Source organism: Autumnicola musiva, assembly GCF_031846585.1.
Lineage (GTDB): Bacteria > Bacteroidota > Bacteroidia > Flavobacteriales > Flavobacteriaceae > Autumnicola > Autumnicola musiva.
The window spans coordinates 204183-219678 of sequence record NZ_JAVRHK010000007.1; the positions used below are offsets into that span (position 1 = coordinate 204183).

11 protein-coding genes and 1 pseudogene are annotated in these 15496 nt (G+C 39.8%); 6 read left to right on the top strand and 6 right to left on the bottom strand.

Annotated features, from left to right (window positions below):
• Window positions 1-16: 16 nt before the first annotated feature.
• From RM539_RS11505 to RM539_RS11525, 5 genes are all read right to left on the bottom strand, one after another.
• Window positions 17-841 carry an energy transducer TonB gene (locus tag RM539_RS11505; RefSeq protein WP_311503540.1) on the bottom strand — a complete coding sequence of 275 codons (825 nt, stop codon included), beginning with the start codon at window positions 839-841 and terminating at the stop codon, window positions 17-19.
• Between the two features lie 2 nt (window positions 842-843).
• Window positions 844-1236, bottom strand: coding sequence for an ExbD/TolR family protein (locus RM539_RS11510; protein WP_311503541.1), 393 nt, complete (start codon window positions 1234-1236; stop codon window positions 844-846).
• A gap of 1 nt (window position 1237) precedes the next feature.
• The gene (locus tag RM539_RS11515) at window positions 1238-1939 is read right to left on the bottom strand and encodes a MotA/TolQ/ExbB proton channel family protein (protein WP_311503542.1); all 702 of its coding nucleotides are present in this window, start codon (window positions 1937-1939) and stop codon (window positions 1238-1240) included.
• 136 nt (window positions 1940-2075) lie between these two features.
• Window positions 2076-3302, bottom strand: a complete 1227-nt coding sequence (locus RM539_RS11520) for a Glu/Leu/Phe/Val dehydrogenase dimerization domain-containing protein (RefSeq protein WP_311503543.1) — start codon at window positions 3300-3302, stop codon at window positions 2076-2078.
• Window positions 3303-3404: 102 nt separating this feature from the next.
• Window positions 3405-4469 (bottom strand): anhydro-N-acetylmuramic acid kinase, encoded by a 1065-nt coding sequence (locus RM539_RS11525; protein ID WP_311503544.1) that lies wholly within the window; start codon window positions 4467-4469, stop codon window positions 3405-3407.
• Between the two features lie 89 nt (window positions 4470-4558).
• Here RM539_RS11525 and RM539_RS11530 point away from each other — a divergent pair, with 89 nt between their 5' ends.
• The 3 genes from RM539_RS11530 to RM539_RS11540 all read left to right on the top strand — a co-directional run bounded on the left by RM539_RS11530 (window position 4559) and on the right by RM539_RS11540 (window position 11995).
• Window positions 4559-5701, top strand: a complete 1143-nt coding sequence (locus tag RM539_RS11530; protein WP_311503545.1) for an acyl-CoA dehydrogenase — start codon at window positions 4559-4561, stop codon at window positions 5699-5701.
• 310 nt (window positions 5702-6011) lie between these two features.
• A complete protein-coding gene (gltB, locus tag RM539_RS11535; RefSeq protein ID WP_311503546.1) occupies window positions 6012-10532 on the top strand; it encodes a glutamate synthase large subunit in 4521 nt (1506 codons plus the stop codon).
• Window positions 10533-10534: 2 nt separating this feature from the next.
• Window positions 10535-11995: a glutamate synthase subunit beta gene (locus tag RM539_RS11540; protein WP_311503547.1), complete on the top strand. Its 1461-nt coding sequence runs from the start codon at window positions 10535-10537 to the stop codon at window positions 11993-11995.
• Window positions 11996-12275: 280 nt separating this feature from the next.
• On the opposite strand, the gene RM539_RS11545 is transcribed toward RM539_RS11540, so the two are convergent.
• A complete protein-coding gene (locus tag RM539_RS11545) occupies window positions 12276-13745 on the bottom strand; it encodes an SLC13 family permease (protein ID WP_311503548.1) in 1470 nt (489 codons plus the stop codon).
• A gap of 473 nt (window positions 13746-14218) precedes the next feature.
• On the opposite strand from RM539_RS11545, the gene RM539_RS20120 reads away from it, so the two are divergent.
• From RM539_RS20120 to RM539_RS20130, 3 genes and pseudogenes are all read left to right on the top strand, one after another.
• Window positions 14219-14452, top strand: coding sequence for an ISAon1 family transposase N-terminal region protein (locus RM539_RS20120; RefSeq protein ID WP_432264628.1), 234 nt, complete (start codon window positions 14219-14221; stop codon window positions 14450-14452).
• 249 nt (window positions 14453-14701) lie between these two features.
• Window positions 14702-14869 (top strand): annotated as a pseudogene (locus RM539_RS20125) (transposase); the annotation flags it as partial.
• Between the two features lie 116 nt (window positions 14870-14985).
• Entirely contained in the window at window positions 14986-15462 is a 477-nt protein-coding gene (locus RM539_RS20130; protein WP_432264626.1) for a transposase, read from the top strand.
• Window positions 15463-15496: the final 34 nt, after the last annotated feature.

Sequence of the window (15496 nt, forward strand, 5' to 3'; positions counted from 1 at the left end):
CCTGGTATGTCTTCACTTATTCAGAAAGTTTAAAGTTATAGATAATGGTCCCTACCTGTACGGAAGGTGCATCGGGGTCGCTGTTAAAACGCGTAGCCATGGCAGCACGTTTTGCAGGATCGGTTAAACACGTAGCATTATTGGTGGTTCCTTTCATACCCGGCCTTGCACTAATTACCTGCCCGGCCTGATTTACTTCAATTCTAACCACTACAATCCCGGATTCGTTACAATCCTGCACGAACTTTTCTTTATTAAGCGCTTTCCTGCCGCTTAAACGGTAATTTCCGTCACCATCCAGTCCTGCCCCGTTTCCATAATATTTAGTGGCATTGGGATCTCCTGTAGGATCACCTTTATCCCCTGCAGCATTATCATTGCCCTCTCCTCCGGTTTGAGTTCCGTTTGTTTCGGGACCATTCAGGATGCTGCTCATGGCATCTGTAGTAGATTTATCCGGTTTTGGTTCTGGCTTTTTTGCTGGTACTTCTTCTTTAGGTTTTGGAGGCTCCTTTGTTTCTACGGGAGTGGTTATTTTTTTCTTTTTCTCTTCAATTACCGGGGCTTCCTCTATTTCCTGCGTCACCACTTCTTCCTTAATTTCCGGTTCCGGAGGTGTTACCTGGGGACTGCTGGTTTTTGGTGCCGATTTTACCGGTTCTGTAGGTTGTTCATTTCCCGAACCCACTTCAGAAGTACCAAAATTTACCGCAATTCCATTTTCCGGTGGCGGGTCCAGGTAAGTAAATCCAAAAAACAACAATAGCAATATCAGCAACACGTGCAGGGTTACCGTGATGGTAAAAGATTTCTTCTCGTGTTTTGTATTCAGCATTGCCATTTTTACTCAGGTTTTACCGCCAGTACTATTTTATAACTGTTCCTGTTCGCTATATCCATTACATTTACTGCCTTCTCGATAGGCACTCCTTCTTCAGCTCTTAAAATAATCGTGGGATTTTCCTCTCCGGCCAGCCTGCTGTTAAGAGTGCTTTCCAAAGCACTCTGGCTTATCCTTTCTTCATTTATATAAAACTGAAGATCCTTTGTGATACTTACCGCAAGGGTTTGATTATTGGTGGTTTTCCCTTTCGCCTTCGGAAGTATTAAATCCAGTGCTTCCGGAGTGATCGCCGGGGAGGTAAGCATAAAGAATATCAATAACAGAAAAACAATATCTGTCATTGAACTCATACTGAATTCCGGGCTTATTTTATTTCTTCCTCTTAAATTCATCTTAAGCAGGTTCGTTTAAAAGATCCAGGAAGTCTACTGCGGTAGCTTCCATCTGGTGCACTACTTTATCGGTTTTTACCACCAGGTGATTATACCCGATATAAGCAATAATCCCAACAACAAGACCAGCTACAGTAGTGGTCATTGCCGTGTAAATACCTTCAGCCAAAGCACCCATTTGCGCCTGACCACTGCTGGTGGCCAACTCATGAAATGCAATAACCATACCTATAACCGTTCCCAAAAATCCAATCATTGGTGCGGCTCCGGCTATGGTCGCAAGTATGCTTACATTTTTTTCCAGTTTATATACTTCCAGCTTACCCGCATTTTCAATAGCTGTATTTATATCTTCTAAGGGACTTCCAATTCGTGAAATTCCTTTTTCAGTTAACCTTGCCACCGGTGAATCGGTTTGGGCACAGCGCATTTTGGCCGATTCGATATTTCCGTTGAGCACGTTATCTTTAATTTGTAACATAAAATTTTTATCTACCTGGCTGGCAGATTTTATCGCAAAGAGTCTTTCAAAGTAAATGTAGACTGCTACAAAAAGAAGAATGAAAAGAATGAAGATTATAATTTGCCCTCCAATACCTCCGCTCATCAAAAGCTCAAATATAGATAGGGTTTTTTCTTCTACTGCCGGCTCTGTCTCCTGTACTGCGTTAGCAACACCGTCCTGCTGAAAAAAATATAGCATACTGTTTAGTTAGGGGTTTTTAAAGTAACGTGACAAATTAAATTTAATTGTAGCCAAATTTAGTAAAATAAAGATGAGGCTTTCAACAAATTACCACCTACTGTTAACTTTTATTATCAACATCAGGTTTAATAGTTTACACCAGTTGCTTAAGGGCCACTTCAAAAGCGCTTTTGCTTATATTTGTCCTGCTGCTGTTATTATTAAAAGTATTCTGAATGGCATTTTTAATAGTGATAGAAGTGTCATTAAAAATAGCCTCATCTGTCATTTGCACCCTTCGTTCCATAAAATAGGCAAAAACACGTGCCATTCCGCAGTTGGAAATAAAATCAGGAATAAGGCTTACCCGCTCATCTGTATATTCCATAATAGGACCAAAAAATATCTCCTTATCGGCAAACGGTACATTTGCCCCGCATGAAATCACTTCCAGTTTAGAATTAATCATTTGGGTAATCTGATCTTTGGTCACTAATCTTGAAGCTGCACAGGGCGCAAAAATTTCAGCTTCCATGCTCCATATTTTTTCGTTAATTTCTTCAAAGGGAACCATATCGGGATGCTTCAGCACATTTCCATCCTTATTAAGGAACATATCTTTAATTTCCTCAAAGCTAAAGCCTTTTTCATTTATTAATCCTCCCGCACGATCAATAATGCCTACTACTTTAGCTCCTTTTTGCGCCAAATAATAAGCCGCGGCAGAACCCACATTTCCAAAACCCTGTACAATGGCTTTTTTACCATTAATAACGCCTCCATATATTTCATAAAAATGATGTACGGCTTCAGCCACGCCAAATCCCGTGATCATATCAGCAACGGTATATTTGCGGGTTACATCCGGTGAATATGCTGTGTTTTCCAAAACTTTAATTACCCCTTGTCTAAGTTGGCCTATGCGGTTAATTTTATCAGCTTCCGAAGGTTGGAAATGCCCGTTAAAGACTCCTTCCTGCGGGTGCCACACGCCACAATTTTCGGTAATTGGGATAACTTCATTAATTTCATCTACATTCAAATCTCCACCGGTTCCGTAATAGCTCTTCAGCAAGGGAGAAACAGCTTTGTACCAGCGTTCCAATACTCCTTTTTTACGAGGATCTTTCGGATCAAAATTAATCCCGGATTTAGCCCCGCCAATTGCAGGTCCCGAAACAGTAAATTTTACCTCCATGGTTTTGGCCAGAGATAAAACCTCATTCATGTCAAGGCCCTGTCGCATTCTTGTTCCTCCACCCGCGGCACCGCCCCTAAGGGAATTAATTACCGTCCATCCTTCAGCCCCGGTTTCGGGATCTTTCCAGTTAAATACAATTTCAGGTTCTTTATTTTGGTATAAATTAAGCAGATCTTTCATGTGTGTTTGTTTATGCAAAATGATTTGTTTCAGTTAATATTAAAACAACCGGAGCAAATATATAGACTCCAAAGATGCCTATCCTTAACCTGTTTCATAATTTTAGGGATTAAAAATCACTCCTGAACTATGATCTTTTTTTGCCCCGGTAACCGATTTCAGAACATTGTTCTCTCCTCTCAATTTCAGCGCTCCTAAAAATGCAAATATGAGCGCTTCTTTAAAATTGATAAGTTCTGCGGAAGGAATCACAAATTCGGCAGATGATTTTCTTCCCAGTTCCCTCATTAAAAAATCATTAAAAGTGCCGCCGCCGGTCACCAGCACTTTTACTTCTGAAGAGTTTTTCACCACTTCTGAAATTTGAAAAGCAATATGTTTAATATAAGTATGAAGAATATCAGGAATATTTTCTTCATAATTAGAAAGTAAAGGAAGGATTTCCCTGTTCACCCATTCTATTCCTAATGACTTTGGTGGTTTTTCATCATAAAATTTTATGGTATTCAATTTCTCCAAAAGTCCGGGAATTTCTCTACCTGATGCTGCTAACTTTCCGCCTTCATCATACTCCATAGCCATTTTTCCGGCGTAATAATTTAGAACCGTATTAACCGCACAGATATCGTAAGCAATTCTTTGGTTCTTTTCTTCTGTAGAAATATTGGCAAAGCCGCCAAGATTTAAACAATAATTATATTCCGAAAAAAGCATTTGATCTCCTATAGGAACCAGCGGGGCCCCTTGCCCTCCAAGTTTCACATCCTGAACCCGGAAATTACATACAAGAGTATTCCCGGTGATTTGGGCCAGTTCCCGTAAATTGCCAATTTGAAGTGTATATTTATTTTGAGGTTCATGCTTTACAGTATGCCCATGGCTGCAGATTGCATCAAGATTGTGAAGCTTATTTTTTGTGATGAAATTATTTAAAACACCGCCCAGATATTGGGTATATTCCCGGTTAAGAGATTTTAACTCCTGTTCTTTCAGATTTATTGCCGAACTCAGTTTTTTCTTCCAGGTTTTATCGTAAGGAATCGTGGCAGCATGTAATATTTCATAACTTGTTCCTGAATTAAAATCGAATTTGACCGCAAGAATGTCTATTCCATCTAATGACGTTCCAGACATTACGCCAAGTAATTTAAATTGAGTTTTTTCCATATTCGTAAAAATAGTTAATACTGATTGAAAAATAAGTATCAAAAAGTTATCTTTGGACGGCAAAATTGATTTTTCGTAAAAATTTATATATGGATTTTAAACTTACAGAAGAACATATCATGATTAGGGATGCTGCCCGCGATTTCGCAAATAATGAATTATTGCCGGGAGTAATTGAAAGAGACGAAAAACAGGAGTTTCCCAAAGAACAGGTGAAAAAGATGGGTGAACTCGGCTTCCTTGGAATGATGGCTTCCCCAGAATACAATGGCGGCGGTATGGATACAATTTCTTATGTACTCGCTATGGAAGAGATTTCCAAAATTGATGCTTCTGCCTCTGTGGTAATGTCTGTTAACAATTCTCTTGTCTGCTGGGGAATAGAAACTTTTGGCTCGAGCGAACAAAAAGAAAAGTACCTTTCCAGGCTTACCACTGGTGAAGCCCTTGGTGCTTTTTGCCTTTCAGAACCGGAAGCCGGAAGTGATGCCACTTCCCAAAAAACCACAGCTATAGATAAAGGTGATCATTACATCCTTAACGGGACCAAAAACTGGATCACCAACGGGAATTCTGCCGATTATTACATTGTAATTGCGCAGACAGACCGCGAGAAGAAACATAAGGGCATCAATGCCTTTATTGTAGAAAAAGGCTGGGAAGGTTTTGAAATAGGACCAAAGGAAAATAAACTGGGAATTAGAGGAAGTGATACACATTCTCTTAATTTTAATGATGTAAAAGTTCCCAGGGAAAACAGGATTGGGGAAGATGGCTTTGGCTTTAAGTTCGCAATGAAAACACTTTCCGGAGGAAGAATAGGGATCGCCTCCCAGGCTTTGGGCATAGCTTCCGGGGCTTATGAGCTGGCAAAAAAATATTCAAAACAAAGAAAAGCATTTGGTACGGAAATTTGCAATCACCAGGCGATTGCCTTTAAACTAGCCGATATGCATACTAATATTGAAGCATCACGCCATCTGGTGATGAAAGCTGCATGGGATAAGGATAATGGCAATAATTACGATCTTTCCGGAGCAATGGCTAAATTGTTTGCTTCCAAAACAGCTATGGATGTTACTGTAGAAGCTGTGCAGGTTCACGGAGGAAACGGTTATGTTAAAGAATATCATGTAGAAAGGCTTATGAGAGATGCTAAAATCACTCAGATTTATGAAGGCACATCTGAAATTCAGAAAATCATAATTTCCAGAAGCGTACTCCATGATTAAAACTTCTGGGGCTGTGTAAATGTTATTAAATTGTGTTTTACAAAGAAATAAAACCCTTGTGATCAAATAGTTAAAAAGCAAAGTAACAGGTTTCAGCTGAGGAAGATTCACTCTTATAGAAGCTTCTGAAATGAGAAAATATATAGATTATATTAAGAATATAGTAACAGGAAGGGGTTTGTAGTATTAAATTATCATTAATTATTGCTTTAATTACTTTTCCTGAATTTCTTCTTTTGTTTCACCTACTTCTCTTTATTTTCTTTACGAAAAAAGATATTTTTGTAGTAATAATTTAAGGAGGACGGATATGACACCAAAACAACAGGGACTCTATTCCCCAGAGTTCGAGCGCGATAATTGCGGAGCAGGATTTATTTGTAATTTAAAGGGGAAACGTACAAATGACATAATACACAAAGCGCTGGATATTCTCATCAGGCTTGAACACCGTGGTGCTGTAAGTGCAGATGGAAAAACCGGTGATGGTGCCGGAATTTTGATTGAAATTCCACATGATTTCTTTAAGAAAGTATGTGATTTTAAAATTCCGGAATTTAAATCCTACGCTGTAGGAATGACATTTTTACCTAAATCTGCCAATCAGGCTAAGATTTGCCGGGAAATTTTTGAAAAAGAAATCACCGGTCAGGGTCTAAATGTCCTTGGCTGGAGAAAAGTACCAATTGATAAAAGCTGTCTTGGCAGCATTGCTGCTCTTTCAGAACCAGGCGTAGAACAAGTGTTTATTGAAAAAGGAGAAGAGCTTTCTGAAGAATTTTTCAATGCCAAACTTTTTGCAGCGCGAAAAATCACCGAACATAAAATTTACAAATCTGAACTGGCTGAAGCTGAATTTTTCTATGTTTCCAGTCTTTCAACAAATACCATTATCTATAAGGGACTCTTGATGCCACAGGACATCAACACTTATTACCAGGATCTAAATGATCCCGATCTGGTTACCAAACTAGCCCTTGTGCACCAACGATTTTCTACCAATACATTCCCAACCTGGGATCTGGCCCAGCCTTTTCGTTACATGTGCCATAATGGAGAAATCAATACCCTTAGAGGTAATTTAAGCCGGATGAAAGCCCGGGAAGAACTTTTCGAAAGTGAGAAATTTGGCAATGATCTGAAAGAGATTAAACCGATTGTTCTGGAAGGAAAATCAGATTCCGCATCTATGGACATGGTGTTGGAACTGCTGTTGCAAACAGGAAGGTCCCTGCCTGAGGCTATTATGATGATGGTCCCTGAAGCATGGGAAAGAAATCCTTCCATGACTGAAAACAAAAAAGCCTTTTACGAATATAATGCCTGTATCATGGAGCCGTGGGATGGCCCTGCTTCAATTCCGTTTACAGACGGGAATTATATTGGAGCCCTGTTGGACAGGAATGGACTGCGACCTTCCCGCTATACGGTGACTAAAGACGGGTATGTGATTATGTCTTCTGAAACAGGTGTGATTGATATAAAACCTGAAAATGTAGAACTACACGGGCGCCTGGAACCCGGCAAAATGTTCCTTGTGGATATGAACGAGGGACGGATTATTGGTGATGAAGAAGTTAAAACAGACATCGTTTCTAAACTTCCATACAGAAAATGGCTGGACAAAAATCTATTGCCGCTGGCTGAAGTTCCATACACCGGAAATAAAACTCCTGTAGAAAAAGAAGATTTCTTAACCCGGCAAAAATTGTTTGGGTACACCATTGAAGATATTAAAACTATTATTACTCCTATGGCCGTAGGTGGAAAAGAAGCTATCGGTTCTATGGGTGCCGATATTCCGCTTGCTGTACTTTCAGACCGGCCACAGTTGCTTTTTAATTACTTTAAACAATTATTTGCCCAGGTTACCAATCCGCCGCTGGACGGGATCAGGGAAGAGATAGTTACCGATATAAGCCTTGCCATTGGGGAAGACAGAAATATTTTTGATATCCTTCCTGAAAACTGTAAAAAACTCAGAATCCAAAATCCGGTAATTTCCAATGAAGACCTGGATAAAATAAAATATATAGATCATCCCGATTTTAGAGCTACTTCAATTTCCATTTTATATGAAGCTGAAAAAGGTTTAAACGGACTTGAAGCCAGGCTGGACGAAATAGTTCTTGAAATTAAAAAAGCTGTGGATAATGGCTGTAATGCTATTATTCTTTCAGACAGGAATGTGTCTTCCAAGCTTGCACCAATTCCATCATTACTGGCCTGTTCTTTTGTGCATCACCGCCTGAAAAAACATCAAAGAAGATCCAGTTTTGGAATAGTTATAGAATCTGCCGAACCTCGTGAACCACATCATTTCGCACTCTTATTCGGTTATGGCGCAAGTGCCATTAATCCTTATATGGTAAACGAAATAATCTATAAACTGGCAGATTCAAAAGAAATTGAAACCGAAGATCCTGAAGTTGCCGTTCAGAATTTTAATAAAGCCATAGGGAAAGGTATTGTTAAGATTATGAACAAAATAGGGATTTCAACGCTGCATTCTTACCGCGGCTCGCAGATATTCGAAATCCTGGGTCTAAACCGCAAGTTTGTAGATAAATATTTCACTAATACCCCCACCAGAATTGAAGGCATCGGGTTGTATGAAATAGAAAAAGAAATTCAGAAGCGCTTTGACAGTGCTTTTAATCCGGCAGAATCTGAAGTAGGTTTAGACCTGGAAATTGGAGGAGATTACAGGTGGAGAAGGAATGGAGAAAGGCACATGTTTAATCCGGCCAGTGTGGCCAAGCTTCAGCAGGCGGTAAAACAAAATAATCCCAAGAGTTACGAGGAATATGCTGCCATTATTAATGAGCAGTCTAAAAACCTTATGACACTTCGGGGAATGTTTAAATTTCGTGATTTAAATCCTGTTCCCCTGGATGAGGTGGAGCCATGGACCGAGATTGTAAAAAGGTTTAAAACCGGGGCAATGTCCTTTGGATCTATCAGTAAAGAAGCACATGAAAATCTCGCCATCGCCATGAACCGCATGAAAGGGAAGAGTAATTCCGGAGAAGGTGGTGAAGATGCCAACAGGTTTAATAAAGATATAGATGGAAACTGGAGAAACAGTGCTATTAAACAGGTGGCTTCCGGACGTTTTGGGGTATCCATCAATTATTTAAGTAGTGCACAGGAAATCCAGATAAAAATGGCTCAGGGTGCCAAGCCTGGGGAAGGTGGTCAATTACCGGGTCCTAAAGTTAATCCTGATATTGCTAAAACAAGAAATTCGACACCATATGTTGGGCTAATTTCGCCTCCTCCCCACCATGATATTTATTCTATTGAGGATTTGGCACAACTTATATTTGACCTGAAGAATGCCAACAGGGAAGCCCGTATTAATGTAAAGCTGGTTTCAAAAGTTGGAGTGGGTACCATTGCTGCCGGTGTTGCTAAAGCTAAAGCAGACGTGGTTCTTATTTCAGGATACGATGGAGGTACGGGAGCCTCTCCTTTAACTTCCTTAAGGCATGCAGGCCTTCCCTGGGAACTGGGAATTGCTGAAGCACAGCAAACCCTTCTGCTAAATAATTTAAGGAACAGAATTGTGGTAGAAGCAGACGGACAGTTAAAAACGGGACGTGATGTTGCCATTGCCTGTTTACTTGGAGCCGAAGAATTTGGTTTCTCCACTGCCCCGCTCGTTGCTACAGGTTGTATAATGATGAGGGCTTGCCACCTGAATACCTGTCCCGTTGGGATTGCAACACAAGATCCTGAATTGAGGAAAAACTTTAAAGGTACTCCTGAAAATGTTATTAATTACATGTATTTCGTGGCTCAGGAATTACGGCAAATTATGGCTGATCTAGGCTTTAGATCGGTAAACGAAATGGTTGGACAAAGCCAAAAGCTGGATATGAATAAAGCTATTCAGCATTATAAAGCACAGGGAATAGATTTATCCAACATTCTTTATAAGCCAAAAATTGATCCAGACATGCCGCTTTACTGTACGCAAAAACAAGATCATCACCTGGAAAATGTGCTGGATTTTGAAATCTTGAGACAAGCGCATCCTGCAATTTACAGGAAGGAAAAAATGAGTCTCGATTTTCCAATTAGTAATATAAACCGTACAACCGGGGCTATAATAAGTAATGAAATTTCCAAAATTCATGGAGAAAATGGTCTTCCTCCCAACACTCTTAATGTAGATTTCACAGGATCTGCCGGACAAAGTTTTGGAGCATTCGCTACAAAAGGCCTCACATTGAATGTAATAGGAAACACTAATGACTACCTAGGAAAAGGGCTTTCAGGCGCAACTCTTACAGTAAGAAAGCCGCCGGAAGCTACCTTCAAATCAAATGAAAATGTAATTATTGGTAACGTAGCTTTATATGGTGCAATTGCCGGAGAGGCTTATGTTAACGGAATTGGAGGTGAACGCTTTTGTGTAAGAAATTCCGGGGCAAAAGCTGTAATTGAAGGAATTGGGGACCACGGCTGTGAATATATGACAGGTGGAATTGCCGTAATTCTTGGAAAAATAGGAAGGAATTTCGCTGCTGGTATGAGTGGTGGTATCGCCTATATCTATGATCCCGAAAATAATCAGGATTCCAATAATTTCAATATGGAAATGATTGGGTTGGAAAATCCTTCCGAAGAGAATCAGGAAGAATTATTAGGCCTAATTGAAAATCATTATCGCTATACAGAAAGTGACGTTGCGAAAGAAATTTTAAGCAATTGGGAAGAAAATAAAAATAAATTCATCAAGGTAATGCCAGTGGAATATAAAAAGGCATTACAGAAAATTGAAGAAGAGAAAATGAAGAACGAAAAAGAACTTAAAACAGTTTAAGCATGGGGAAGTTAAGAGGATTTATAGAGTATGAAAGAGCTGAAGAAGAAACCTATGCCGTTCCTGAAAGGGTTAGGAGCTATACCGAGTTCACCAAAGATCTTGATAATGAAGACTTAAAAAAACAAGGTGGGCGATGTATGGACTGCGGAATTCCATTTTGTCACAGTGGATGTCCTGTGGGAAATTTAATTCCCGATTTTAATGACGCTGTTTACCGCAATGACTGGCAGGGAGCATTAAAAATATTGCATACCACTAATAATTTTCCGGAATTCACCGGTCGCCTTTGCCCTGCACCCTGCGAATCATCCTGTGTACTGGGAATCATAGAGCCTCCCGTAGCCATTGAGATGATTGAAAAATATATAGCTGAAAGAGGTTTTAAAGAAGGCTGGATAAAGCCTGAACCACCTGCACATCGTACAGGAAAAACAATTGCGGTTGTAGGCTCCGGCCCGGCTGGTTTAGCCGCAGCCCAACAGTTAAATCGTGCGGGACATTCCGTAACTGTTTTTGAAAGGGACAAGAAAGTGGGAGGTTTACTGCGCTATGGAATTCCAGATTTCAAAATGGAAAAACACGTTATAGACAGGCGAATTAAAGTAATGGAAGGAGAAGGAGTCACCTTTAAAACCAATACCGATGTTGGCGTGGATTATGAAATCGATAAATTAAAAGAATTTGACGCTATTGTACTATGTGGTGGAGCGACGCAAAGGAGGCCTTTGCCAATCGCGGGTGCTGATGCAGAAGGTGTGGTACAGGCAATGGAATTTCTGAAACGAAATAATGAAGTGGTAGACGGACTTGCCGAACCTACCGAAAGATTGTATGCCGAAGGTAAAAACGTTATTGTTATAGGTGGAGGAGACACTGGTTCAGACTGTGTGGGGACTTCCAATCGCCAGGGGGCAAAATCTGTAACCAATTTCGAGATCATGCCTATGCCGTCTGAATCGAGAACAATAGACAATCCTTGGCCTTACTGGCCATTTACCCTTAAAACCAGTTCTTCCCATGAGGAAGGCGTAAGCAGAAACTGGAGTATTTCCACCAAAGAATTTATTAAAGACAAAAGCGGTAAGCTTACCGCTCTTAAAACGGTAAATATAGAATGGGTAAAAGGAGATAATGGCAGGCCAAAACTTCAGGAAGTACCAAATTCTGAAAAGGAATGGCCTTGTGATATGGTTTTGCTTGCACTTGGTTTTACCGGTCCCGAGAAAACACTCAGTGAAAAACTGGGACTTACATTAGATGACAGGACCAATATCAAAGCTAATAAAAAGTTTCAGACCAATGTCCCCAATATTTTTACGGCCGGTGATATGCGCCGCGGACAATCCCTTATTGTCTGGGCAATTTCAGAGGGGCGTGAAGCCGCATATAATGTAGATAAATATTTGATGGGCAAAACCAAACTGCGCACCAAAGGACAGGGAGATTTACCCGCCGTATAAAATTAATATTTCAAAATTTGAAAGGATCAGTTTTATTGCTGATCCTTTTTTATTTATAGCGTGCCCCTTCGGGTCGGGCTATCCACACTTTCTGCCTTGCCTATCGGCGTGGCAGGATAGCTGCTCCTATCCCTCACGCAAGTTACTGATTAATTCAGTTCTTAGTAAGTTTTGAATCAGGCATATGTGATTTGAGAAATTTCTTCTGATTCCGAACGAATAGAAACTGGAATTTCTTCATCTGGTCTATGGCTAAAATTAGCTAAAATCGCTGATGTTGTTACAACAAGGCTGGCGGAATTTCATGTATTTGAATATCCCAAAGCACCGGAAGCAAATAGCATACGATAAGGCTTATCAGGAGAATCGAAAGGATATTCATAAAGATTCCTGCTTTAACCATATCAGGAATACTTAAATGCCCGGATCCAAACACCACTGCATTTGGAGGAGTAGCTACCGGAAGCATAAAAGCACAGGAAGCAGCTAATGTTGCGGCTATCAACAGGAAATATGGATGAATACCGATTGCTACAGCCATAGGCGCCAAAATTGGTAAAAGCATAGCAGTGGTTGCAAGGTTTGAAGTGACTTCAGTTAAAAAATTGACTGCAGCCACCAATATTAAGATCAGGAGGAAAAATGGTAAATTTTCAAGGCTGGTTAATTCTTGTCCAATCCATATTGCCAGTCCGCTTACTTCAAAGGCTTTTGCCAGGGCCATTCCCCCACCAAATAAGATAATGATTCCCCACGGAATTTTAACGGCATCTTCCCAGTTAAGGATGCGTTCCCCCTTCTTCCCTGATGGAAGTGCAAAAAGAAGTATTCCTGCACCAATAGCAATAATGGTGTCATCTATATTAGGTATGAGCGGAGTCAAAAGAAAACTTCTTGTAATCCAGGCAAAGGCGGTACCTACAAAAACCGTTAAAACAATTTTTTCTTCCCGACTCATTTTACCAAGCTTACTGAGCATAGATGAAATTTCATCCTTTTCACCAGGTAATTTCATTCCTTTAAAGTCAAAAGCGAAAGAGGTAAGATACTTCCAACAGATATATAACAAGAAAATTGAAATTGGTAGCCCCAGAACAATCCACTTTACAAATGAAATTTCTATACCATATAATTTTTCTATAATCCCGGCAAGAATCAGGTTAGGAGGCGTACCTATAAGCGTTGCTATTCCTCCTATGGATGCACTATATGCAATGCCAAGCATTAATGCCTTTCCGAAGAGATCATTCTTATTATTTAAACCTGTATGTTCATCTTGCAGCTCACTTATTATAGCAGTCCCTATTGGTAGCATCATTACGGAAGTAGCAGTATTTGAAATCCACATGGAAAGAAAAGCTGTGGCAACCATAAATCCCAAAATAATGAACTTAACATTAGTCCCGATAAACTTAATAATTGAAAGGGCGATACGGCGATGCAAATTCCATTTTTCAATAGCAATTGCTAAAAGAAATCCACCAAGATACAGGAATATGTACTTATCTCCGTACGCACCGGTAGTTGGGCCAATATCCAACACCCCCGTAAGCGGAAAAAGAGCTATAGGCAGCAATGCGGTTGTTGCAATAGGCACAGCCTCAGTTACCCACCATACTGCCATCCAGAGGGTAATACTAAGTACATCCCATGCTGCACCAGGAATGGTGTCTGGATTTCCTGTCCATTGTAAAATCCAAAATAGCATTGGCCCCAAAAGAAGTATAACGAATTTAGTGTTGAATTTCATTCTGCAGATGTAAACACCGAATATATTAAATATTTTCTACGCAACCTCTCATGATCGTAATTCCACTATCTAAAACTATGAGATGAAAAACTCTTGTTCCCAAATTATATGCTTCCATAAATAATAAGATGCAATAGGCTTAATAATTATAATGGTTTGCCCATGGCAAGGCAGGATAACTGCTGCTATCCCTAACGCTGGGATTTTAACAATCCATAAAACGTAGATCAAAAATACCATTTCTCGTCCAATAGAAGAATTTTACAACAAGCTCTGTACGTTTCAGGGAAAATATGGATCATTCTCAAAAGTTGGGGAGGAATTGCAGTAAAGTTTGATATTTGCAAAAAATAGAGGCTTGGATAATTACCTGGAATTAATAAAACTTGTACTGCCACAATTTATAGTGAATCATTTTGATTTAGTAAGTAGAAAGAAAAGAAATCCTTCATCTCTATTTTGAAGAACGTAACATTCCTCCCAAAGAACAATCCTCCCGGATTTTAATTTCTAAAGGCTTACATAAGGAAATAACTGTTCAGGACTTTCCGCTGCGGGGAAGCACGGTATACCTCCATGTAAAGCGCCGAAGATGGACTGATAAAGAAAGCGCAGAGATCGTTCAAAGAGATTGGAACTTAGTAGCCCAGGGAACTCGTATGACCACAGAGTTTGCTGCTTTTTTAAAACAAATTAATCAATACTAAGGCTTCAGACTGCCATACCATAGGTTCCTTCTATGGGGTCAACGGTAAGAAATTACAACGTCAGTATAAAGATTACCTTAGTGACTTTAAAGAATGGAAAGAAAAGAAACACGAAAAGCAATGGCTGGTTTTTGATGAAAATATAGGGCCTTATTTATCCATAGATGAGACTGCTTTGTCAAGAGGAGAACTCTACACCATTATTACCAAAAGAAAGCCAGAGGAAAGAAAGGAGCCCTGGTAGCTATTATGGCAGGGACCAAGGTAGTACCCATTGTTAAACAACTGCTCAAAATCCCTTCTTCACAAAGCCAGGTTAAAGAAATCACCTTGGACATGGCTTACTCCATGAAACATATCGCAGAGAAATGCTTCCCTAAAGCCATACAACAGGTCACCGATAGGTTCCACGTTCAGAAATTAGCCATTAAAGCCCTACAGGAGCTAAGAATCAAGCATCGATGGGAAGCTTTAGATCTGGAGAATCAACAGCTTCAAAAAGCAAGTCCAGTGACTTTTAATATAAACTCCAGGTGCTTCCTAATTGGGACTCTAAAAAACAATTACTGGCAAGAAGTCGCTACTTACTCTATAAAGCGCTTTCCAACTGGACAACTAACCAACAACCAAGGGCTAAACTATTATTTAAAACCTACCCGGATATACAACAGGCATATTCCCTGGTAAATCAGTTAAGAAGTATTTTTAATGAAAACACGGAGGTTAAAATAGCTTACACCAAGCTGGCTCATTGGTATAGAGATGTGGAAGAATCAGGCTTCAAAGCATTTAATACCGTGGCAAATTCCATTAGTTTGAACTACAGATCCATCTTAAACTACTTCAACAACAGAAGTACAAATGTATCAACAGAATCAAAAGCATTTAGAGCACAGTTCAGAGGGAGTAAAAAATGTAGAATTCTTTCTATACAGATTGACTACAATTTTTGCTTAAACACAACAATTAGGCTTGATCCGAAAATATGCTTTGGTAGTGTGATAGTTTGATCCTTAAAATTGCCCATATTAAAAACCTATAAAC